The following is a 20,514-nucleotide window of genomic DNA, read 5'->3' on the forward strand; positions in this document are numbered from 1 at the left end:
GTCAACTAATCTGGGGGGCGTGCCTCCCCACTCCCTCCCCCGCCGGCGCCTCGACCCGGCCGAGCGCCGGGCCCAGCTCCTCGCCGTCGGCGCCCGCTCCTTCGCGGCCCACCCGTACGACGACGTCACGATGGAGGAAGTCGCCCGCGAGGCAGGCGTCTCGCGCGCCCTCCTGTACCGCCACTTCCCGAGCAAGCACGCCCTCTTCGCCGCCGTCTACCGGCAGGCCGCCGACCAGCTCCTCGCGGCCACGCGCCTCGACCCCGGGGCCACCCTCGTCGAGCAGCTCGCCCAGGGCCTCGACGCCCACCTCGACTACTTCATCGCCAACCGCCACGCCGTACTCGCCGCGAACCGCGTGCTCGCCGGCGACCCGGTCATCCAGACGATCATGACGAACGAGCTCGACGCCCTCCGCTCGCGCCTGCTCGACGTCCTCCCCCTGGCCGACGACCGCACCCGCGACGCCGTCTCCGCCGTGCTCAAGGCGTGGCTGGTGTTCGTCCAAGTCCTCTGCGTGGACTGGCTCGACCGGGAGACCTGCCACCGCACCGAACTGCGGGACGCCTGCATCGGCGCCGTCGTCGGTGCGCTCCGCCCCCTCCTTCCCTCCGCACTGCCCGGCGCGGACGCCTCCTAGCGGGGCGGCGCCGGGCGGTGCGAGCCTGGCCCGTATGGCCGTCGACATCGTCTACGAGACCCACGCGCTCACCGAGGACAACGAGAACGGGATCGCCACCGGATGGCTGCCCGGCCGGCTCTCCCCGCAGGGCCGGCAGCTCGCGGCCCGCCTCGGCGAACGCCGCCGCGGCGACGGCATCGCCGCCGTATTCACCTCCGACCTGCACCGGGCCGTGGAGACCGCCCGCATCGCCTTCGCGGGGACGGACGTCCCCCTCCACGAGGACCCGCGCCTGCGGGAATGCGACTACGGCACCCTCAACGGCACCCCGGTCGCCTCCCTGGCCCGGCTCCGCTCCCGCCACATCGACACCCCGTTCCCGGGCGGCGGCCAGAGCTACCGCGAGGTCATCGCGAACACCGCGGCCTTCCTCACCGACCTGTCCGCCGCCTGGGACGGCCACCGCGTCCTGCTGATCGCCCACTCGGCGAACAAATGGGCGCTGGACTGCCTCCTGACCTGCGCGGCGATCGAATCCCTCGTCGACGCCCCCTTCGCCTGGCAGGAGGGCTGGCACTACACCCTCCCCACCCGGGCGGGCACGCCCTGAGCCGACTGCGCCGCTCGGGACTTCCTTGAGCGGCAGGACGCGGGACCGTACTCCCCCCTGTGCCCGATCGCGCACGGCACGCTGCCCGCCCGCCCCTGGTGCCGGCAGCCGCGACCGCATATCCAGGAGCAGTCGCTACCTCCGCATCTCGGGAAGGCCGCCGTGCACGAACACGACCACGCCCACCGCGCCGGGCCGGACGCCGGCAGCCGCCTTCCCCAGCGCGCGCCGGCACCGCCTCCCGCGCGGCCCGGCGGCCTGCCCGGGCTGCAGGCCGCGGCGGGAAACACCGCAGTCGTCCAGATGCTCCGCCACGCCGGCCACACCTGGGCCCAGCCCGAGCAGCACCAGCACACCGCCGACTGCGGCCACCAGCAGACCGGCCTGCCCCCGGTCCAGCGCTCCGCCGTCCACGACGTCCTCCAGAGCCCCGGACGCCCGATGGACGAGGCCACCCGCACCGACATGGAATACCGGCTCGGCGCCGACTTCTCCGACGTCCGCATCCACGACGACGGCGCGGCGAAAGCCTCCGCCGCAGAGGTCGGCGCCCGCGCCTACACCAGCGGCAACCACATCGTCATCGGCGACGGCGGCGACGACCTGCACACCCTGGCCCACGAGCTGACCCACGTCATCCAGCAGCGTCGCGGTCCCGTCGCCGGCACCGACAACGGCGCCGGCCTCAAGGTCTCCGACCCCTCCGACCAGTTCGAGCGCGAAGCCGAAGCCAACGCCACCCGGGCACTGCAGCGGGCACCCGCACCGGCGCCCGTCGAAAAGCAGGCGCCGCCGCACCCTGGCGGGACGGAACACCACGGGGTGCCGATTCAGCGCATCCTCCACCGAAAGGACTTCAACGCCACCACCAAGCAGGTCGTGGCCGTCGCCCCGGGACAACACCGGCGCCATGTGATCGACCACGCTCTGATGAGGGACGCCCTGGCCAACTGGTGGACCGCGCACAGCGCCAACGCGGCCGCCCACACGTACCTCCAGTCCGTCAACCACGTGCAGCAGATGCTGAACGACATGAACAACAACCCCAACAACCTCTGGCCCGGTGACGGCCCCGACAACAGCGCGATCGGCATGCTGTCCCATCACATGACCGCGCGCATCAATACGATCCAGGCCCAAGGGCTCACCGGCCAGGCAGCCTTCGACACCATCAACCAGTTCCACGGATTCGAGCAGATCCGGCAGGCGCAACTGGCGCGCCCCTTCTACGAAGCGGTCAGGGGAATGACCAACACCGGCGAAATCGTGCGCTACCTCCGCGATGTCCAGTCGAACGCGGGACTGGACCTCCCCTACGCGACAGGACGCGACTTCAGCGAATGGGAATTCCTCTACCAGAGGTTCGAACACCTCCGCGACAACCCGGGGGCATGGAGCGAGGCCCTGGTCCTGGAACTGTTCTCGGCGTTCATGAACTGCCCGATAGCCCAGTAGGAGCCGTGTCGCCGCCCGCCCCCCGTTGGGGCGCGGGCACAAAGGACACGATGGAATGGGTGAGGGCCGAGAGAGCCGCCGACGAGTGACCCGACCGGAGCGGGCACGGGATGTCGGGTGCGGCAGGCGGGGGCGCCCTTAGCGTGGCGGTGGAAAGGGAAGGAGGCCGGACGTGCTGGAGCGGCTGAACCAGGCCATGGGGTACATCGAGGACCACCTCGACCGAGAGGTCGACGTATCCGAACTGGCCCGGATCACGGCCACGTCGGAGTACCACTTCCGGCGGCTGTTCTCGTCGCTGGCGGGGATGCCGCTGTCGGAGTACGTCCGGCGCAGGCGGCTCACCGTCGCGGGGGCCGACGTACTGGCCGGGACGCCGTCCCTGCTGGAGATCGCCGTCCGCTGCGGCTACACCTCGGGCGAGGCGTTCGCCAGGGCGTTCCGCGCCGTGCACGGCGTCGGCCCCGGCGAGGCCCGGCGCACCGGCGCGGCCCTCAACGCCCAGCCCCGGCTCTCCTTCCGCCTCACCGTCGAAGGGAGCAGCACCATGCGGTACCGCATCGTCGAGAAGGAAGCGTTCCGGATCGTGGGCAGGAAGGCCCGCGTCCCCCTGATCCACGAGGGGGCCAACCCGCACATCGCCGAGCACATCCGCAGCATCCCGCCGGAGACGCTCCAGCGGATCGCGGCCCTGTCCGACCAGGACCCGCGGGGCGTGGTGTCGGCGACGGTCCGCGTGTCGGACGGCTTCGAGGAGGGCGCCGACCTGGACTACTACCACGCGGCGGCGACGTCGGCCGAGACCGCGCCCGAGGACCTGGACGTCCTGGAGTGCCCGGCGGGCACGTGGGCGGTCTTCGAGAACACGGGCCCGTTCCCGCAGGCGCTCCAGCAGATGTGGGCGGACGTGGCGGCCCACTGGATGCCGTCGAACCCGTACGAGTACCGCCCGGGCCCGGAAATCCTCCGCGTCACCCCGCCGGACTCCGAGCCGCCCCAGGCGACGGCCCACCTGTGGATCCCGGTGACCCGGACCACCGCGCCCTGACTCAGGCACCGCCGCCGGCGGCGGCCAGGACGACGCGGGACCGCTCCGGATCCACGGAAACGATCCGCACCTGCACGTCCTGGCCCTCGCGGACGCCCTCCGCCGAGCCGCTCACCGGAACGAGCCCTTCAACACAGTCGGCGATGCGCACGAAGTACCCGATCGACGCGATCTTCGTGACACGCCCGGCGACGGTCTGACCCACACGGTCGACGAACCCGGGCAGCAGGTCCTCGTGCTCCGCCCACTCGCGGAGCGAGATGCGCACCTGGCGGTTGTGCTCCTCGTGCCAGACGACCGTGCCGGCGACGAGCTGTCCCACCACCGGCAGTTCCATGCACCTGGGCATCCTGACGATCTCGGCCAGTCCGGCGGCTTCGGGCCGGCCGTCGATGGAGAGGAAGACCCCGAAGGGCCGCCTCCCGACGACCTCCCCGGTGATCGGAGACCCGACGGGCAGCGCCCGAACCGTCTCAGGCCAGACCGCGGCGGCGGTGAATGCCCGGTAGCCACCGCTCTCGGAAGGCCGGGAGTACTCAGTCACGCGTTGATCATCACACGGAAGCCCGCTCGGGCGGGTCTCCGCATATCTGTCTGATTCTGTGCGTGTCGGAAGAGCAAAACCGGGCGTACACCAGCGCATCATGCAGAATCACGTTCGATTGCAGAGGGCTGCGGGGGGCGCAGCCCGGTTGGTGGCGAGAAGGCTTCGGGGTGGGGGTCGACGAGGAGTGGGGCGCCCTGCGCTCCGAGGCCGCAACACGGCCTGCGACACCGGTCGTTGATGCGTACGAGGTGGCGCGAGCGGCGGCGCTGCAGCGTCTCGCGGATGACCCCACCCTCAGCCCGGAGCCAATTGCCCTAGGAGACTATGAGCGGGCCCTGAGATCACAGAACAACGAACGAGTCATACGGCGGGAGGGCGGGAGGGTGCCGCCCCCAGCTGTCTGCATTGATGGAACTGGCAAGGACCAGAAAATGGCGGTGACCAACACGGGGAATCCGATGCCGCGCTTCGAGCGAGCCAGGACCGCACTTGAGCGATTCGCGCCTTTGGCATGGCTCAAATGCACCCCCGAAATCGATCACACAGGGCGCATCCAAGCACCTTTGCCGGGTTGGCGTTTCAGCGAACCGCATCCCGAGCTCAAAGAGATGTTCATGTCGGTGGTAAAGGATGCACCACAAAACGTCACCTGGGTTTTCAAGGAGAGGCGGAATTCGCTGATCGCGCCGTCGCGGCTGACGCAACACGAGCAGGGCGGCGAAGACCACCCCGATCTCGCGATTGCCCCAAGTGGAAATGATCAGCAGTTCTGCATCGCCGCCTCCCATGACATCGACCTCATCATCCATGCGATCGCCGCACAGCCTGCATTGCCGACCGCAACACGGCTGTACGTGACCCAAATAGCCAAAGTTTCACCCGACGAGTTGGTGTGCATCGTGAAAAGCTTCACGGGTGAGGCGCGGGTTGGCATGCTGTTCCGGGCCGTCGGTGCGCCCGACATCGAGGTCCGGCTGGCCGCGCTCCACTGGTACCCGCTCAGGCCGGAAACCGTGGGGCGTGCCCCTCTCGCCAAGGTAACCCTCGTCGGCCACGGTGCTGGGCGCATCGACCCCAAAGAACTACTCGTCAGCTTTCCCGACCACTGAGGCAGGATTTTGTTCCGTGAACATGGAATTCAGCGTGCGCCCCGACCAGGGCGATCCCAGCGGGTTCAATCTCGGGGACATGCTGTGGTGTGGGGAGTTGGGGCAGGCCGGGTCGGCGGGGCATAGGCCCGATCAAGGGATGATGATCTACGTCTCGGTGACCGAACTGATGGACTGCCTCGGAGGGCTGCTCCAAGGACGTACCAGGTCTGCATCCTTCACTGGTGCCGATACGTCGTTCGGGCTGGCGTTCAGGATGACGACAAAGGGAATCCGAGTCGCATCTTCATCCGGGCCGGTCGCGGTCGTCAGTCCTGCGGCGCTTGCACTGACGGCGCTCTCCGCAGCCGAAGAGTTGGCGCGCCTCCACCTGGACGGCCTGCCTCCCGACGGGGTTGCGGACGACTACGTGGCCGCGCTGCGGAAATTCCGGCTCACCGCACACGCCTGTTGAGGGGTCGCACACGCGTCGTCCCGGCCTGTTGGTACAGCGGATGCGTGCCGGCCGTGCTGCCGGTGGAGTGGGAGGTCTGGGGTCTGCCGGTCGGCAGCATCGAGGACGATCTCACCGCGGCGATCGGCCCGAACGTCGGCCTGGTCAACTGGCAGTCCCTGCAATGGCCGGCCGCACCCGAGGCGGGCTTCCACGGCGAAGCCACGCACGCCGAGGTGACGCTCCTCTTCAACACCCGTACCCGCGAGCTCGACGGGCCCACCGGCGACCACACGGTGCTCGTCCACGTCCGCAGCATCGTCTGCGACGGCCGCCAGGCGGGAGAGCCGTACGCCCACTGGGTCGCCGCGCAGGTCGGGCTCGCGGTCACCGGGCCCGCTCAACGGTCCTGAAGGCGGTCCGCAGCCTGTACGCCGCGGCCCGCCCAGGCGGTCACTCCGCCAGGCGGAAGTGGACCACCGAGACGTCGTCGGTCGGCTTGATGTCCGGGTAGTGGAACCTCAGCCTGTCCTGCAGCTCGGCAAGGTCCCGGAAGCCGTCGGCGACGGCGTCCTCCTCGGTCAACTCGGCGACGCTCTTGGAGGTGGTCTGCGTGATGACGCCCGGCAGCACCACGTCCTCGTCCAGCTCGAACACCATGTTCACCGGGCCCGGTTCCACCGGGTCGCGGAACCGTACCGTCGACGTCTTCCGCCCGGCGCGTACGGCATCGAGGTATGTGCGGTGGAAGTACAGGATCTGCGTCGCAGCCGGGCCCGGCGCCCCGTCGGGGTCTGCCGACTGCTCCTCCCAGACATAGGCATGGGGCAGCAGGTCGGTGATCGCAACACTGCGGATGCCGTCGGCCACCGGTACGAGGACGCGGATGCCCGGGTGCTGGTCCAGCAGGATCTGCCGGTCGCGGCCGCACGGTGCGAGCACCCCGCGGCCCCTGTCGCCGACGGCGACGATCGCCGTCAGGTCGCGTGCCCCCTCGGCGCGCGCATGCCCGAGCGCGACCAACTCCGCGCAGGGGCCGCCCGTGAAGTGGTAGAGGTTGATGCCGCCGAACATCCGGCCCTGCGCGTCGCGCACGGCCGCCCCGACGGTGTGGACCTCGCCGTCGCCGTTCGCCTCGACGATGCGCCGGGCGAACTCGACCAGCTCCAGGTCTTCTTGCGGTAGATGCATCGTGTTGTCCATCCGACAGACATTACGCACAGGGCGTTAGCCGCCGTAGAAGAGGTCGTCGACGATGGCGCGGGCGCGGCGGGTGGTGCGGCGGTAGTCGTCCAGCATTTCGCCGACCGTGCCCTCCGCGTAGCCCAGGTAGCGGCCGACTGCGGCCAGTTCGCGGGCCTCGGACGGGAACGTGTCCCCGGCGCGGCCGCGGACCAGCATCACCGCGTTGCGGACGCGGGAGGCCAGCACCCACGCCTCGTCCAGGACCTGCGCCTCCTCCCTCCCGATGAGGCCGGCCGTGCGGGCCGCGGCCAGGGCTTCGCGGGTGCGGGTGGTGCGCAGGCCCGGTTCGGTCCAGGCGTGCCGCATCTGGAGCAGCTGCACCGTCCACTCGACGTCGCTGAGTCCGCCGCGGCCCAGCTTCGTGTGGAGGGTGGGGTCGGCGCCGCGCGGCAGGCGTTCGGACTCCATGCGGGCCTTCAGGCGGCGGATCTCGCGGACCGCGTCGTCGCCGAGCCCCCCGGCCGGGTAGCGCAGCGGGTCGACCAGGTCGATGAAGCGTCGGCCGAGGTCGGGGTCGCCGGCGACCGGCACGGCGCGCAGCAGGGCCTGGCTCTCCCAGGTGAGGGACCAGCGGCGGTAGTAGGCGGCGTACGAGGCGAGCGTGCGGACCAGCGGCCCGGAGCGGCCTTCGGGGCGCAGGTCGGCGTCGATGAGGAGCGGCGGGTCGGCGGTGGGGAGCTGCAGGAGCCGGCGCATCTCGGCGACGACGGCCTGGGCGGCCTTCGCGGCCTCCTGTTCGTCGACGCCTTCGCGGGGCTCGTGGACGAAGAGGACGTCGGCGTCGGAGCCGTAGCCGAGCTCGTGCCCGCCGAAGCGGCCGACGCCGATGACGGCGAACCGCGTCGGGAGGGTCTCGCCCCACTGCTCGCGGACGGCGGCGCGCAGGGCTCCGCCGATGGTGGCGGCGGTGAGGTCGGTGACGGCCCGGCCGACGCGGTCGACGAGGGCGCCGAGGTCGGTCTCCGCGGGGCTGTCCTCCGTACCGTACGAGCCGATGATGTCGGCGGCGGCGGTACGGAACAGCTCCCGCCGCCGCACCCCGCGGGCGGCCGTGACGGCGGCCTCGGCGCTGTCGGCGCGCCCGACCGCGGCCAGCACCTCCTGCTCCAGGGCGTCGGCGGTGCGCGGCTGGAGGCCCTCGGGGTCGCCGAGGAGGGCGACGGCCTCGGGGGCGCGCAGCAGCAGGTCGGGCGCGAGGCGGCCGGCGGACAGGACGCGGGCCAGGTTCTCGGCGGCGGCGCCCTCGTCGCGCAGGAGGCGCAGGTACCAGGGGGTCTTGCCGAGGGCGTCGGAGACCTTCCGGAAGTTCAGCAGGCCGGCGTCGGGGTCGGCGGAGTCGGCGAACCAGCCCAGCATGACCGGCAGCAGGGTCCGCTGGATGGCGGCCTTGCGGGTGACGCCGGAGGCGAGGGCCTCCAGGTGGCGCAGGGCGGCGGCCGGGTCGGCGTACCCGAGGGCCTCCAGGCGCTGGCCGGCGGCGCGCGGGGAGAGCCGGGTCTCGCCGGGGGTGAGCTGGGCGACGGCGTCGAGGAGCGGCCGGTAGAACAGCTTCTCGTGCAGGCGGCGGACCACGGAGGCGTGGCGGCGCCAGGCCCGGTTGAGTTCGGCGACGGGTTCGGTGCGCAGCCCGAGGGAGCGGCCGAGGCGGCGCAGGTCGGCCTCGTCCTCGGGGACGAGGTGGGTGCGGCGCAGCCGGTAAAGCTGGATCCGGTGCTCCATGGCGCGCAGGAAGCGGTAGGCGTCGCCGAGCTGGGCGGCGTCCGTACGCCCGACGTACCCGCCGGCGGCGAGGGCGTGCAGGGCGTCGAGGGTGGTGCGGGAGTGCAGGGTGGTGTCGCTGCGGCCGTGGACGAGCTGGAGCAGCTGCACCGCGAACTCGACGTCCCGGAGCCCGCCGGGGCCGAGCTTCAGCTCGCGGTCGACGTGGGCGGCGGGGATGTTGTCGACGACGCGGCGGCGCATGTGCTGCACGTCGGCGACGAAGTTCTCCCGCTCGGCGGCCTGCCACACGAGCGGCGTTATGGCCTCGACGTACTGGGCGCCGAGGTCGGGGTCGCCGGCGACGGCGCGGGCCTTGAGGAGCGCCTGGAACTCCCACGTCTTGGCCCAGCGCTGGTAGTAGGCGAGGTGGGAGGGGAGGGTGCGGACGAGGGGGCCGTTGCGGCCCTCGGGACGCAGGTTGGCGTCGACGGGCCAGATGGTGCCCTCGACGGTGGTCTCGGAGCAGATCCGCATCAGGTGGGAGGCGAGGCGGGTGGCGGCGCGGAGCGCGGCGGACTCGTCGGCGCCGTTCGCGGCGTCGCCGACGAAGATGACGTCGACGTCGGAGACGTAGTTCAGCTCGTCGCCGCCGCACTTGCCCATCGCGATGACGGCGAGGCGGCACTGCGCGGCGTCCTCGGGCGCGGCGGCGGTCGCGATGCGCAGGGCGGCGCGGAGGGTGGCGGTGGCGAGGTCGGCGAGCTCGGCGGCGGTCTCGGCGACGTCGATGGTGCCGCAGACGTCGCGGGCGGCGATCGACAGCAGGCAGCGGCGGTAGGCGACGCGCAGCCGTACGGGATCGTGGGCGTCGGCGAGGCACTGCTCGAAGTCGGCGAGGCCGGGGTGGAGGTCGGCGGGCTCGTACGTTTCGAGGGCGTGCCAGTCGGCGGAGTGGCGGGCCAGGTGGTCGGCGAGGGCTTCGGACGCGCCGAGCACGCCGAGGAGGCGGTCGCGCAGCGGCTTGGACCGCAGGAGGGTGTCGAGGAGGACGCGCCGGCCGGGCTCGTCCTCGGCCTCGGCGAGGCGGACCAGACCGCGCAGGGCCAGGTCGGGGTCGGCGGTCGCGCCGAGGGCGTCGAGGAGCACCGGGTCGTTGCGTACGGCGGCCAGCGCGTCGGAGTCGAGCAGCGCGGCAGCGGCCGACGGGTCGGTGAAGCCGCTGCGGAGCAGCCTCGTGAAGGTACTGCTCCTGCGTCCGGGGACCGTCATCCCGCTGCCTCCCGCGCACGTTCACGCCGCTGTGCCGACTGACCTCGTATGCCTTGAGGGGGAGCCTAGCCGGAGCAGGCGTTCGACTCACGGGCACCTCACGGGCACACCCGGCACGTATCATGAGGCGGAATTGTCGGGTTATCCGAGGAATGCCGCAGGCCGAACCGCCGGAAACCCGTCGAACCCCTGCACAGGCACCGCCGCCGGGCCACCGGCCCCGGCACCGCACCCGCCTGCGCGCACCCAAGCCAACCCGCCCCCGACAACCGGCCCGCCTCCGCCCGCGGAGGCGGGCACCCGCCGAACGGACCCGCCCCAGAGGACCCCCATGCCCGACCACCACCCCGGCCAGGGCCACCGCCATGCGGGCGGCACGGCGCCGGCCGGAACGGGAGCCGGGGCGGCGGAGGCGGCCGCAGCGGCCGGAACCGGGCCCGAGACCGGAATCCGGGTGACCAAAGCCACAACGCCCGGGGCAGGCACGACGGATACGGCGGATTCCAGCACTGCGGGGACGGCCGCGGCCGGCGCGACGGGGACGGCCGGGCGGCAGGTGCCACCACCCCCCGGACCCCCGATCCCGGCCCCGCGCCCGGAGGGCGGCCGAGGCCTGCCCCCGCGCCCCGGCTCCCAGCCGGGGCAGCCCACATCCCCGCGCCCCGGCCCGTACGCACACTCGGGCCCCCGCCCCGCGACCGCCCGCCCCCGGCTGCGAGCAGAATCACACCCGCAGGCCCAGCCTCTGACATCCCCGCACCCCGTCCCCGGACCGCGCCCCGAGGGCGGCCAAGGCCTGCCCCCGCAGGCCGTATCGCAGCGCGGGCCCCAGCCCCTCGCGGGCCCGCACCTGGACACCGCCCCGACCCCGGAAGCCCCCCGGCCGCGTCCCGTTCAGGGTCCGCGCCACGAGGGCGGCCAAGGCCTGCCCCCGCAGGCCGTATCGCAGCGCGGGCCGCAGCCCCTCGCGGGCCCGCACCCGGACACCGCCCCACCCCCGGAGACCCCCCGGCCCCACCCCCTCCCCGGTCCGCGCCCCGAGGGGGGCCGAAGCCTGCCCCCGAACGCCGGATCACAGCGCGGGCCGAAGGTGCAGCCGCCCGCGCCGCCGTACCCGTACGCCGTCCCGGACCGCGAGGGCGCCCGGCCGCACCCCGAGGCCGACGGCGCTCCGGGCGGGCTGCCCGGTCAGGCCCCGGCGTGGGTGCCCGGGCAGGGTCCGGGTCGGGAGGTAGGCGGGCTGCCGGGCGAGTGCGCGCCCGCGGTCGGCGAGTCCGAGGGCCGGCCCCTCGATGCCGCCCGGGTCAGGCCGGGCGACCCGGAGGGCATATCCAGCACAACGGACATACCGGGCCAGCGGGTTCCGTCGCCCGAGCACGGCTACGGGGACCCCGACGACGCGTTCGGGAGCGGGGCCGCCCCGCACCCCGACGACGCGGCGACAGACGGCGGGGGCTCCGCCTCCGCCGAGGCGGCCGACCCGGCGACGGCCGGGCCTCCCGGCATCCCCGTGCAGCGGCCCGGCAGCCGTCCCACGGGCCGGCGGCGCGGCCGAACCGTCCCCGGCCCGCGGCAGCCCGCCACCCCGGCCGCAGCCCCGGCCGCGGCCACCACCGCACCCGGCGCCGCGGCCACCGCAGACCCCGCGGCCGCGGCGACAGCAGACGCCCACGCCGAAGCCCAGTCCGAAACCCAGGCCCACGCCCAGGCTGCCGCCGCCCGCCGCCTCGCGCGCCGCGTCGTCAAGGCCGCCGGGTTCTGCGCGGCCGTCACCGCCGGCACGATGCTCCTGCTCCGCGGCAACGAAGCCCTCACCGGCCTCGCCACCGCCCCCGCCGCCCCCTCGGCGGCCAAGGCCCCGGCCATACCCGCGGCGGCCCCCGACCCCGGACGCGTCGTCCAGATCGTCGCCCACCCCGACGACGACCTGTACTTCATGAACCCGGAACTCCGGCACTCCCTGTCCGCCGGCACCGGCCACAGCGTCACGTCCGTCTACCTCACCTCCGGCGAGGCCGACGGCGTCAACGCCGGCGCCGCCGGGCGCGCGTCCGCCCGCCCCGACAAGCGCGCCTACGCCGAGGCACGCCAGAACGGCATCCGCGCCGCCTACGCCAAGATGGCCACCGGCGACCGCACCAGCGCCTGGAAGCGCACCTCCGTCCCCACCCGCGGCGGCGGCCGCGCCGAGGTCGACGTCCTCGTCGCCCGCCCCGAGGTCCACCTCGTCTGGCTGCAGCTCCGCGAGGCCGGCACCGTCCACGCCGAGGTCCCCGACAGCCTGCGCGGCCTGTGGGACGGCAAGACTCCCCGCCTGGAGTCCGTCCTCGCCTCCGGCAGCCCCGTCACCGAGCCGTACGCCTACTCGCGCGACGATCTCGTCCGCACCCTCGTCGGCGTACTCGACCACTACCGGCCGACGACCGTCCGCGTCCAGGACCCCACCCCCGGCCGAGCCCCCGCCACCGGCCGGTTCACCGACCACCAGGACCACTTCTACGGCGCCCGCTTCGCCCAGGCGGCGCTCGCCGCCTACGCGGCGCAGGTCAAGGACCGGCCGCACTTCGCCGTGCAGAACTACCTCGGCTACTCCAACGGCTCCCTGCCCGGCACCCTCGACCCGCAGACGTCCGCGGACAAGCTGGACATCATGGACGTCTACGCCTGGGTCGACCGCGAGAACCACTGCGGCAGCAGCGCCGGCTGCGGCGACCTCAAGGTCGCGGACCACCCCGCGGGCAACAACTGGACCTCCAACATCAACCACGCCCGCGGCTCCGGCACCACCTGGCTGGCCTCCGACCGCCGGCACGGCCTGTGGGCGTTCCAGGTGCTCGACGGCCAGGTCGCGCTCTGGCACCGGGCCGGCCCGATCGGCCCGTGGAGCGGGCCGCACCTGCTGCCGGGCACCGGCATCGACCCGGGCGTGTCCACGGTCACCCTCCCGGACGGGCGCATCGCGGCGTTCGCGACGCGCACCACGCTCGGCGAGCAGCCGTCGGACTACCGGCGCGAGGTCGTGTACGCCGTTCAAAGGGCCCCCGGCGCACGGGAATTCGGCGCCTGGCGATCACTGGGCACCCCGGAGGCGTCCGACGCGGACCGCACCTCCGACATCAGCGCGCCCGCGGTCTCCGTGGACGGCGCGGGCCGGCTCGCGGCGTACGTCCGCGACGGCGGCCACACCCTGCGCGGCCGCGAGCAGCGGGCGGACGGCACCTGGGGCCCCTGGGAGGCCCACGGCGGCGCCGGCCTGCTCGGCACCCCGGTGGCGGCCACCGACGCGGCGGGCCGGCGCACGGTGTTCGCCGCGGCCGCGGCCTCGGTGACGGCCTGGGCCCAGCCGGCCCCGGGCGCCCCCCTGGGCCCGGCGACCCCGACGGGCCTCCCGCAGACGGCCCTCCCCCTGACGGCGGACGCCCGCGAGGGCGGAGTCCGCCTGTGGCTCCGCAAGCCGGGCTCGGGCGACGTTCGCACCGCCCTTGCGACGACCACCCCCGACGGCACCCCGGCGGTACGGGGCCTCACGGACCTCGGCGGCCTCCAGGGCTTCGGCGCGGTCGCCGCGGGCGGCCACGTCCTGGCGGCCCGCGCGGCCGGCGGCCAACTCGGCGCGGAACTGGGCGAGGGCCGCCCCTGGGAACGCTCCCCCCTCCTCTTCGTGGGCGACCCCTCGGCCGCGCTCACGGCCAACGGCAAAACGGTCAACCTGGCGGTCATGGGCCTGGACGCCCGCCTGTACACGACGTCCTCCCCGGACACCCCGAAGGCGTACCTGACCCCCTGGCAACCAATAGGCCCGAGCAACACGGGCCGGCCGCAGCGGTAGCGCCCGCGCTCAGTACGGCGGTGCGAGCGCGACGACCCGGCACACGTGGTCGGCGTCCTCCGCCCACCCGAGCAGCGCCTTCCGGTCGACCAGCAGGATCCCGTGCCGTTCCCCCCAGGCGGCGGCGTCACGGGTGAACGACCCGTTCGTCACGACCATCGACTGCGCGGCCCCGTACACGGGCCCGGCCGTCCCGTTGATCCGGTACAGCACCTCGGCACCGACCCTGCGGCCGCCGACGGTGTGCTTGCACTGCACTGCGAGTCTGCGGCCGGCGGCGTCGACCGCGAGCACGTCGACCGCCTGGTCCCCGCGGCCGCCGACGACCTCGGCCCGCAGGCCGTCCCGCTCCAGCAGACGGCGCACGATCTCCTCGAATCCGGCGGGCGACGCCCCGTCCACCTCACGGGCGTCGGGGCTGTACTCCGCCTTGCGGGCCCTCCGGCCGGCCTCGACCCCCGCCTCCCACGCCTTCCGCTGCAGCATCAGCTGCGCCTCCTTCTCCCGCACCCGCGCACGGCGCAGCAGCTCCTTGCGCCGCCGCAGCTCGGCCTCCAGGCTCCGCTCCCGCTCCCGGAGCCGATCCGCCTCCGCACGCAGGCGGCCGGCCTCCTCCTCGTAGCGCCACACCCGGCGCCGATATGCGGCGCGGGCGGCGAACTCGACGGGCAGGGCCAGCAGCAGACCCAGCGTCAACGCGGCGGACACGTCCTGGATCCGCATCGCCCCGCCGGCCAGATTGTCGAGCACGGGCACCGCGAGCGCCCCGAGCACGATCAGCCACAGCCTCAACCCGGCGACCAACCCGTACGGAAACCCCGGCCTGCCCCGCCCCACGCCCGCCTCCCCGAAACCCCCGTCAACTCCGGGGAACCCTGAGGTCCCGCACCGACACCGTCACCGCCCGCCGGAGCGCACATCGCGGCCACCTGCCCCCCCAGCTCCCTCAAGGACCGCGATCAGCCGCGCCCGCCCTCCACGGGTCCGGTGACGCGCCGGGCGGTCACCAGGTAGCCCGCGAATCTCACGTCCGGCCTGGCCTTCGCCCACCCGTCCGCCTGCTCGACCGGAACCAGTACGGTCGTGCCCGGAACGGCACATTGCACCTTGTCCGCTGCGCCCGGTGGGACGCCGTTGCGGCAGTGCACCTCGGTGATCGACACCACCTCCACCGACGTGGGTCCATGTCCGCCCTCCTGGCCGTGGTGCTCCTCGCGGAAGTCGATCCCGTCCGCGCGCTCACGGCCGACGGTGTCGGCGTAATCCTCCGGATCGGCCTCCAGCAGCGTCCAGGAAACGACGTCCCCCCGACCGAAGCTCTCCCCACAGCACTGCATCTGCCAGTCATCGACCCAAATGGTCACCGTCATGCAGCCATTGTCCGCCGAGCGCCTTCGGAAGCGGCCTGAACAATCCACCCTCCCCCACAGGCCGCCGGCACCCGCCACCGACGACTCGGGGCCGGCGGCTGTGTGCCGCCGGCCCCGAGTGCCGGTAGTGGTGCAACCACGGATGACCTGCGGTTACAGCACCGGCAGGTTCTTCCGCAGCTCGAAGGCCGTGACCTCCGAGCGGTATTCCTCCCACTCCTGCTTCTTGTTGCGCAGGAAGTGGCGAGCCTCCACGTCGGCCTCGGGCGCCTGCTGCTGATCCAGGTCACAGCGACCGTAGATCGGTGACTGTTGGCGGGTGTTGGTCGCCCTGGGCCGCCCTCAGACGGCCCAGGGACGGCCCGACTCTCCACTGCCCGTCAGGCTTGCCGCTAGCAGTGCTTCGCCTCGACACTTCGTTCGTCAGCTTGAGTCGCATGATTTAGCAGTGGACCCATGCCGATGTTTCATCTAGATAGTCAAGCACCATGGATGATAGGGGGCCTATTTCCGGGCTCCTATCACCATTCCTGATGCAAGGTCCCACGCGCCTCGTGCCCTATAGAGAAGGTCTCTGCGTCAGGAACGGCAGGCTTGTCGGACGAATCTTTTCCAAGCCTCAGGGTGTTGCTCTCTGAAGGCACTGAAGAGCGAATCTTCTCGCCCTTCCCATCGGGCGAACCATTCTCCGATGCCGTATTCGTCTTCGCGTATCTCTCGAACAATCTTCCCTACATGGCGTTCCGGGCTTGAGCTACTCAGAACAGAATCGACGGCGTCGTAGTATCGCTTAATCACACGCCTTCGCCCCTCGATCACCGCTTCGTGATTCACGCACGGCAGTACGTCGATTGTACATTCACCCTTTGGGTCGAAATCATCTTCCAAGAACCTGGCTGCGATATAGCCGGTCTTTGTGTCAAGGATCAGAAATTCCCATGGATCCTCCAGGGTTGGGTCGATTACGAGGGGGGACCCCTGGGCATCAAGGGGAAACCGTGCCGACTTCCTCCTGTTGCACTCGGGGCAGACCAGGATGAAGTTTCTCCAGGCGAACGTCTTGGAGAAGTCAATGGCGATCGGCGTGAAGTGATCCACGTCAGCGGATCGAGAATCGCAGCAATAAACGCATCTCTGTCGCCGTCCATTCATTCCTTTTAGCGCATCAAGGACAGGTCTACTTCGCGCCGATCTGCGATAGGCGTTCCACTCGATTCGAGCGGCTTCTTTGTCGATGACTTTTTTCTGCGCTGCCGCGAGAACGCGACGGGTAGCGAGGTCGATATCCGTCCGGTGAACTCTTCGCATCGCTACTCCGCATCGGCAAAAAGAGAAAGCTGCTCCAGTTCCTTCGATTCATCCCTCGACAGCTTCCCGGCGATTTGCTTGGCGCGCAGCCTCGAATGCCGCTTATTGGCATCTACCGCCCTAGGTGACCTAGTGTGATGCATACCGAAGGCAGGGGATAGCAGAATCTGATCCGGCTTTCCGGCGATGACGCGCGCGAAGTCCGTGCGGTCTAGCTGAAACGGCTCACCCGTACCCGGTTGCGGCATGTGATAAATGCGACCACCATCGGCGGCCTGACATACGAGCGGACTGTGAGTGGTGACGATGAATTGGACCAGCGGGAAGTGCTTCTTTAGCCAGAATCCGATTTCACGTTGCCAGGCCGGGTGGAGATGCGAATCGACTTCATCGATAATAACTAGGCCGGGCCGATTGACGTAAGTACTGCCGTCTTCACGCTTCTCGATTAGATCGAAAGTTCCGTATACATCCACCATATGACGGAAGATATCAATCAGCATTGCTAGTGCCGATCGGTACCCTTCACTCATGTCGGATAGAGGCATACGGCGGCCCGCTGGATCTCTTAGCCAGATCCCTTCAGAATTGACCTCGCTTACGACTACACCTTGACGCAGGAAGTCGTCGTTGAGCAGATCGATGAGATAGTCTAGAGCGACCCGCTCGGATTCTTGCTGCTCAAGCTTCTTGTAATTCAGCTGTTTCACCCATTGTTCGCACTCCGCAAGCGTGGCGTCTTCCTTGAAGAGAGTGGCGAATCGAGGGACGCGGCCAGGAATGACCATCAGGCGCTGGGCGTCCGGGGAGCTTCCATATAGTCGACGGAAGGGGCCATAGCCGAGCGAGAACCAACCCTGCGTGCCGGGGGCCCAGGGGCCATTGAAGGCCCCTCGCTTCTTGTGTCTAAAAACGTCTACTGAACCAGAAATTACCCAGGCGTTAGCCTCTTTCGAGAACCCGATTTCTGCCCAGAATGTATTCTGGACTGGGAACCCTCCCCTCTTGGTTCGATCCAACTCCTTGTAGGGTTTAATCTCCACGGAAATTGTCCCGGAATCTTTCCCCTCTGCGACCCATCCTCGGGTATCAGTTAGCAATACCCGTGAGTCGTCTGGACCAAGGATCGCCATGCAGATTGACTTGAGGAGTGCCGTCTTTCCGGATCCGTTATCTCCAGTGATCACAGCCCAGCCGGCATGTGTCCCATCGTCGGACGAGAAGTTTAGGTCGGAGTTCTCGAACCCCTTGATGTTCTTGAGTACGACTCTTTCGATGTACAAGGTTGATCTCCATGGTGGCCGGACCCGGTGCAGGAAGACTCCTGCGAGAAGCATAGGGATGAAGCTCGTCCGGCGGCAGGAGGGCGCCGTGGACACTGGCAATCAGAGGCTGCCGAGGCGGGTTTGACTGACGGCCTGCCCGGGGCGAGGTCGAGCATGAGCAGGGGGCCGCACGCTGGTTGGTGTCTCGGCAGGCCTTGAACCTGTCCGTCATAGGCACGCGTGGCCCCCTCCCCTGGTGCTACTCAACGCGGTTCCCCGACCCTGGAGGGGACCAAGCCGTGGAGCCGGCCGCCCCAGCCGCAGAGGGGTCCTCCGCCCCTCAATCCGACCCGAAGGCCTGCGGTTGGGCTGGAACGGGCGGAGACAGGAAGTCCGGAACACCCCTCCCGGTGACCCCTCGCTCTGGCAGGCACCGGGACGAGCATCTACGGAAGCGAGAGAGCCCTATGGCTAAGTCATCTGCACTCCTCCCCCGTTACGCTGACCACCAGCAGCCGACGATCCGGGAGTGTGCGCCGAGGATGGGACCCAAGACGCAGAGGGTCTACGAGACAATCCGATCGTGGATCGAGTCGGGCCGGTATGGCCCCGGTGACAAGCTGCCGTCCGAGCGGACGCTGAGCACAGAGCTTGAGATCGGCCGTACTGCGCTGCGCCAGGTGCTCGCCCGTCTGTCGAGCGAGCACTTCATCAAGGCTCACGACCGCAGCTCCTACCGCGTCCTCGGCGGCGAGAGCGCTCCGACGCCGGCGCAGATGGAGCCGTGGAAGATCCATGGGTCCCGCCACGTGTACGAGAACCGATGGGTGACTCTGGACTTGGTCGACGTCGAGCCTCCCGGTGTCGACCGTTTCGAGCACCACGTCGTTCGGCTCTTCCGCGTAGCGGTCACCGCCGTGATCGACGACCAGGACCGCGTACTCATGCTGTGGCGGTACCGCTTCGTGCCCCAGCAGTGGGGGTGGGAGCTGCCTGGCGGGATTGTGGACGTGGGCGAGGACGCCGCCCGCACGGCAGCCCGCGAAACAGAGGAGGAAACAGGGTGGCGTCCAGGCCCTGTGGAGCACGTCGTCAGCTACCAGCCGATGATTGGCATGGTCGACTCACCGCATGAGATCTTCGTGGCGCGTGGCGCCGAGAAGGTCGGCGAGCCGACCGACGCCGAGGAAGCGGGGGAGATCGCCTGGATCCCCCTGGACGACGTCCCGCGCCTGATGGCCGAGGGCAAGCTCATGGGGTCGGGCACTCTCGTGGCCCTGCTCCACATCCTCGCGTCCCGGTCTAGAGGCGCCCGGTAAGAAGCTCAACGCGCCGGCGGTACCGCACGGATCCCGTGCGGTTCGCAAGCAAGCGCGCCTTCTGGAGATGCGTCCGCGCTTCGTCCAGCTCGCCGCGAGCGAGGTGCGCCTGGGTGAGGTCGCAGTGGATGCCGGAGTTCGCGCGTACGAAGGTCTCATCAGCGCTTCGGAGGGACGCGTACAGTTCCTCCATCGCTGCAGCGTCGCCGAGCTTGGCCAGGACGTTTCCCCTCCACCTCGACAGGTGGCCGGTGTTGAGGAAGATGCTCAGCATGTCGGCGTCGCGGACCTCTCCGTCGTCCGGAAGGAGCGCGGTCGCCCGCTCAAGCGCCGCCCTAGCGGCCGACTCCATCTCCGGGCCGCCGGCGGCAGCGCACAGCTCCGCCTCTGCCGCCGCCAGCCACGCCCTCAGGCGGGGTGACTGGCGCTCGGGGTGGGTGCACTGCGCGTCTCGCACCAGCTCGACTGCCAGCTGAGGCCGGCCGGCGTCCGCGAGAACGTACGCCTGCTCCCCCATGGCGTGCGCCAGGTACAACGGGGACTCGGCGTCTTGAGCAGCCTTCTTGGCGAGTTCGTACCGGCGCCATGCCCTATCCACGGCGCCGGCGTCCAATGCCTGCCAGGCGGCGAGGGTGGATGCTCCCGCAAGAGCGGTTGCGATAGGCCGTCGCGCCCCTGGCAGCACGGCGAAGGTCAACGCTTCCTCCATCGCCGCCAAGTGGCCGTTCATCTGGTCGACCAAGCCGGTTGCCCCCATCTGGCGGTCCATGGTCCGGAGCAACTCAGTCTGGGCAAGGAACGACGGGACCATGGACTGACTCAGGCTGCCAGATGCATCGATCCTGCTCAGGAGGTCCGCGTAGCCATCCGCCTGCGGCTCCGGGGTATCGCCCTCACCCCACAACTCGCCATCCGTGGCCCCCAGGAGTGGCCGTAGGATCGCGGCGTAGCGATCCGTGATGGTGCGTCGCCCGTTCTCCCACTCCGACACGTAGGTCTTGAGGCTGGCCGCTGAGGCGATGTCGATCAGCCGTTGTTCCGCGAACCGACGCATCTCGTGAATCAGTCGGTCCTGAGACCACCCCCGTGCGGTCCGGATCGCCCTTAACCCCTTAGCCACGCCGCCTCCGCAAATCCGCAGGTGAGAGCTGGTTAACACCTGTGAGGTTAACCCCAGTTGGCTACCGAGGTACCCCGCTTTGGCCGTTCTCTGGAGGAGCACACCGACATGCAATCCGAACCGAGGGTTGCATCTGGTGCGCACCAGATGTCAAGCTACTGGTGCGCACCAGATAGATCCCTTAGGGGGTCGGCGGTGGGCGCAGGGCGGCCCTTCTTCGGGCTGCCTTGGGGACGCCCGGAGGGCCCTCGACAGGGGCTCGAT

17 protein-coding genes and 1 pseudogene are annotated in these 20,514 nt (G+C 70.6%); 9 read left to right on the forward strand and 9 right to left on the reverse strand.

Annotated features, from left to right (window positions below; translation table 11 throughout):
* Nucleotides 1-19: 19 nt before the first annotated feature.
* The 4 genes from IE170_RS19830 to IE170_RS19845 all read left to right on the forward strand — a co-directional run bounded on the left by IE170_RS19830 (nucleotide 20) and on the right by IE170_RS19845 (nucleotide 3,735).
* A complete protein-coding gene (locus IE170_RS19830) occupies nucleotides 20-640 on the forward strand; it encodes a TetR/AcrR family transcriptional regulator (RefSeq protein ID WP_229884986.1) in 621 nt (206 codons plus the stop codon).
* Nucleotides 641-674: 34 nt separating this feature from the next.
* Nucleotides 675-1,232, forward strand: coding sequence for a histidine phosphatase family protein (locus IE170_RS19835; protein WP_189810756.1), 558 nt, complete (start codon nucleotides 675-677; stop codon nucleotides 1,230-1,232).
* A 162-nt stretch (nucleotides 1,233-1,394) separates the two neighbouring features.
* Nucleotides 1,395-2,687, forward strand: coding sequence for an eCIS core domain-containing protein (locus tag IE170_RS19840; RefSeq protein WP_373299019.1), 1,293 nt, complete (start codon nucleotides 1,395-1,397; stop codon nucleotides 2,685-2,687).
* 172 nt (nucleotides 2,688-2,859) lie between these two features.
* On the forward strand, nucleotides 2,860-3,735 hold the full coding sequence (locus IE170_RS19845) for an AraC family transcriptional regulator (protein ID WP_189810757.1): 876 nt from the start codon (nucleotides 2,860-2,862) through the stop codon (nucleotides 3,733-3,735).
* Between the two features lies 1 nt (nucleotide 3,736).
* Here IE170_RS19845 and IE170_RS19850 read toward each other — a convergent pair whose 3' ends face one another.
* Complete coding sequence (locus IE170_RS19850; protein ID WP_229884988.1) at nucleotides 3,737-4,279, reverse strand: S1 RNA-binding domain-containing protein; 543 nt, start codon at nucleotides 4,277-4,279, stop codon at nucleotides 3,737-3,739.
* Between the two features lie 434 nt (nucleotides 4,280-4,713).
* Here IE170_RS19850 and IE170_RS19855 point away from each other — a divergent pair, with 434 nt between their 5' ends.
* From IE170_RS19855 to IE170_RS19865, 3 genes are read left to right on the forward strand one after another with little or no spacing between them, the layout of a single operon-like run.
* On the forward strand, nucleotides 4,714-5,391 hold the full coding sequence (locus IE170_RS19855; RefSeq protein ID WP_189810758.1) for a hypothetical protein: 678 nt from the start codon (nucleotides 4,714-4,716) through the stop codon (nucleotides 5,389-5,391).
* A gap of 16 nt (nucleotides 5,392-5,407) precedes the next feature.
* Nucleotides 5,408-5,845, forward strand: coding sequence for a hypothetical protein (locus IE170_RS19860; protein ID WP_189810759.1), 438 nt, complete (start codon nucleotides 5,408-5,410; stop codon nucleotides 5,843-5,845).
* A 44-nt stretch (nucleotides 5,846-5,889) separates the two neighbouring features.
* Nucleotides 5,890-6,237 carry a hypothetical protein gene (locus IE170_RS19865; RefSeq protein ID WP_189810760.1) on the forward strand — a complete coding sequence of 116 codons (348 nt, stop codon included), beginning with the start codon at nucleotides 5,890-5,892 and terminating at the stop codon, nucleotides 6,235-6,237.
* Between the two features lie 40 nt (nucleotides 6,238-6,277).
* Here IE170_RS19865 and IE170_RS19870 read toward each other — a convergent pair whose 3' ends face one another.
* Both IE170_RS19870 and IE170_RS19875 read right to left on the reverse strand, forming a co-directional pair.
* Entirely contained in the window at nucleotides 6,278-7,027 is a 750-nt protein-coding gene (locus tag IE170_RS19870; protein ID WP_223856503.1) for an ASCH domain-containing protein, read from the reverse strand.
* 24 nt (nucleotides 7,028-7,051) lie between these two features.
* On the reverse strand, nucleotides 7,052-10,039 hold the full coding sequence (locus IE170_RS19875) for a bifunctional [glutamine synthetase] adenylyltransferase/[glutamine synthetase]-adenylyl-L-tyrosine phosphorylase (RefSeq protein WP_189810761.1): 2,988 nt from the start codon (nucleotides 10,037-10,039) through the stop codon (nucleotides 7,052-7,054).
* 1,090 nt (nucleotides 10,040-11,129) lie between these two features.
* Here IE170_RS19875 and IE170_RS19880 point away from each other — a divergent pair.
* A complete protein-coding gene (locus tag IE170_RS19880) occupies nucleotides 11,130-13,868 on the forward strand; it encodes a PIG-L family deacetylase (RefSeq protein WP_229884990.1) in 2,739 nt (912 codons plus the stop codon).
* 9 nt (nucleotides 13,869-13,877) lie between these two features.
* Here the strand turns inward: IE170_RS19880 and IE170_RS19885 are convergent, their stop codons facing one another.
* The 5 genes and pseudogenes from IE170_RS19885 to IE170_RS19905 all read right to left on the reverse strand — a co-directional run bounded on the left by IE170_RS19885 (nucleotide 13,878) and on the right by IE170_RS19905 (nucleotide 17,829).
* On the reverse strand, nucleotides 13,878-14,660 hold the full coding sequence (locus IE170_RS19885) for a restriction endonuclease (protein WP_189810762.1): 783 nt from the start codon (nucleotides 14,658-14,660) through the stop codon (nucleotides 13,878-13,880).
* A gap of 167 nt (nucleotides 14,661-14,827) precedes the next feature.
* The gene (locus tag IE170_RS19890; RefSeq protein ID WP_189810763.1) at nucleotides 14,828-15,238 is read right to left on the reverse strand and encodes a DUF6578 domain-containing protein; all 411 of its coding nucleotides are present in this window, start codon (nucleotides 15,236-15,238) and stop codon (nucleotides 14,828-14,830) included.
* Between the two features lie 153 nt (nucleotides 15,239-15,391).
* A pseudogene (locus tag IE170_RS19895) lies at nucleotides 15,392-15,478 on the reverse strand (glutamine synthetase); the annotation flags it as partial.
* A 339-nt stretch (nucleotides 15,479-15,817) separates the two neighbouring features.
* Nucleotides 15,818-16,546: an HNH endonuclease gene (locus IE170_RS19900; protein ID WP_308428420.1), complete on the reverse strand. Its 729-nt coding sequence runs from the start codon at nucleotides 16,544-16,546 to the stop codon at nucleotides 15,818-15,820.
* A gap of 2 nt (nucleotides 16,547-16,548) precedes the next feature.
* Nucleotides 16,549-17,829 carry an AAA family ATPase gene (locus tag IE170_RS19905; RefSeq protein WP_189810766.1) on the reverse strand — a complete coding sequence of 427 codons (1,281 nt, stop codon included), beginning with the start codon at nucleotides 17,827-17,829 and terminating at the stop codon, nucleotides 16,549-16,551.
* 524 nt (nucleotides 17,830-18,353) lie between these two features.
* On the opposite strand from IE170_RS19905, the gene IE170_RS19910 reads away from it, so the two are divergent.
* Nucleotides 18,354-19,130, forward strand: a complete 777-nt coding sequence (locus IE170_RS19910; protein WP_189810767.1) for an NUDIX domain-containing protein — start codon at nucleotides 18,354-18,356, stop codon at nucleotides 19,128-19,130.
* On the opposite strand, the gene IE170_RS19915 is transcribed toward IE170_RS19910, so the two are convergent.
* Nucleotides 19,114-20,250 (reverse strand): NsdA family TPR-like regulatory protein, encoded by a 1,137-nt coding sequence (locus tag IE170_RS19915; protein WP_189810904.1) that lies wholly within the window; start codon nucleotides 20,248-20,250, stop codon nucleotides 19,114-19,116. The genes IE170_RS19910 and IE170_RS19915 overlap by 17 nt on opposite strands.
* Nucleotides 20,251-20,514 lie beyond the last annotated feature (264 nt).

The sequence above is a fragment of the Streptomyces toxytricini genome (assembly GCF_014649915.1).
Lineage (GTDB): Bacteria > Actinomycetota > Actinomycetes > Streptomycetales > Streptomycetaceae > Streptomyces > Streptomyces toxytricini.

Excerpts from the sequence above, each read along its gene's own strand:
- IE170_RS19835 (WP_189810756.1), top strand. The coding sequence starts at position 675 with ATGGCCGTCGACATCGTCTACGAGACCCACGCGCTCACCGAGGACAAC.
- IE170_RS19855 (WP_189810758.1), top strand. The coding sequence starts at position 4,714 with ATGGCGGTGACCAACACGGGGAATCCGATGCCGCGCTTCGAGCGAGCC.
- IE170_RS19870 (WP_223856503.1), bottom strand. The coding sequence starts at position 7,027 with ATGGACAACACGATGCATCTACCGCAAGAAGACCTGGAGCTGGTCGAG.
- IE170_RS19875 (WP_189810761.1), bottom strand. The coding sequence starts at position 10,039 with ATGACGGTCCCCGGACGCAGGAGCAGTACCTTCACGAGGCTGCTCCGC.
- IE170_RS19890 (WP_189810763.1), bottom strand. The coding sequence starts at position 15,238 with ATGACGGTGACCATTTGGGTCGATGACTGGCAGATGCAGTGCTGTGGG.
- IE170_RS19900 (WP_308428420.1), bottom strand. The coding sequence starts at position 16,546 with ATGCGAAGAGTTCACCGGACGGATATCGACCTCGCTACCCGTCGCGTT.
- IE170_RS19910 (WP_189810767.1), top strand. The coding sequence starts at position 18,354 with ATGGGACCCAAGACGCAGAGGGTCTACGAGACAATCCGATCGTGGATC.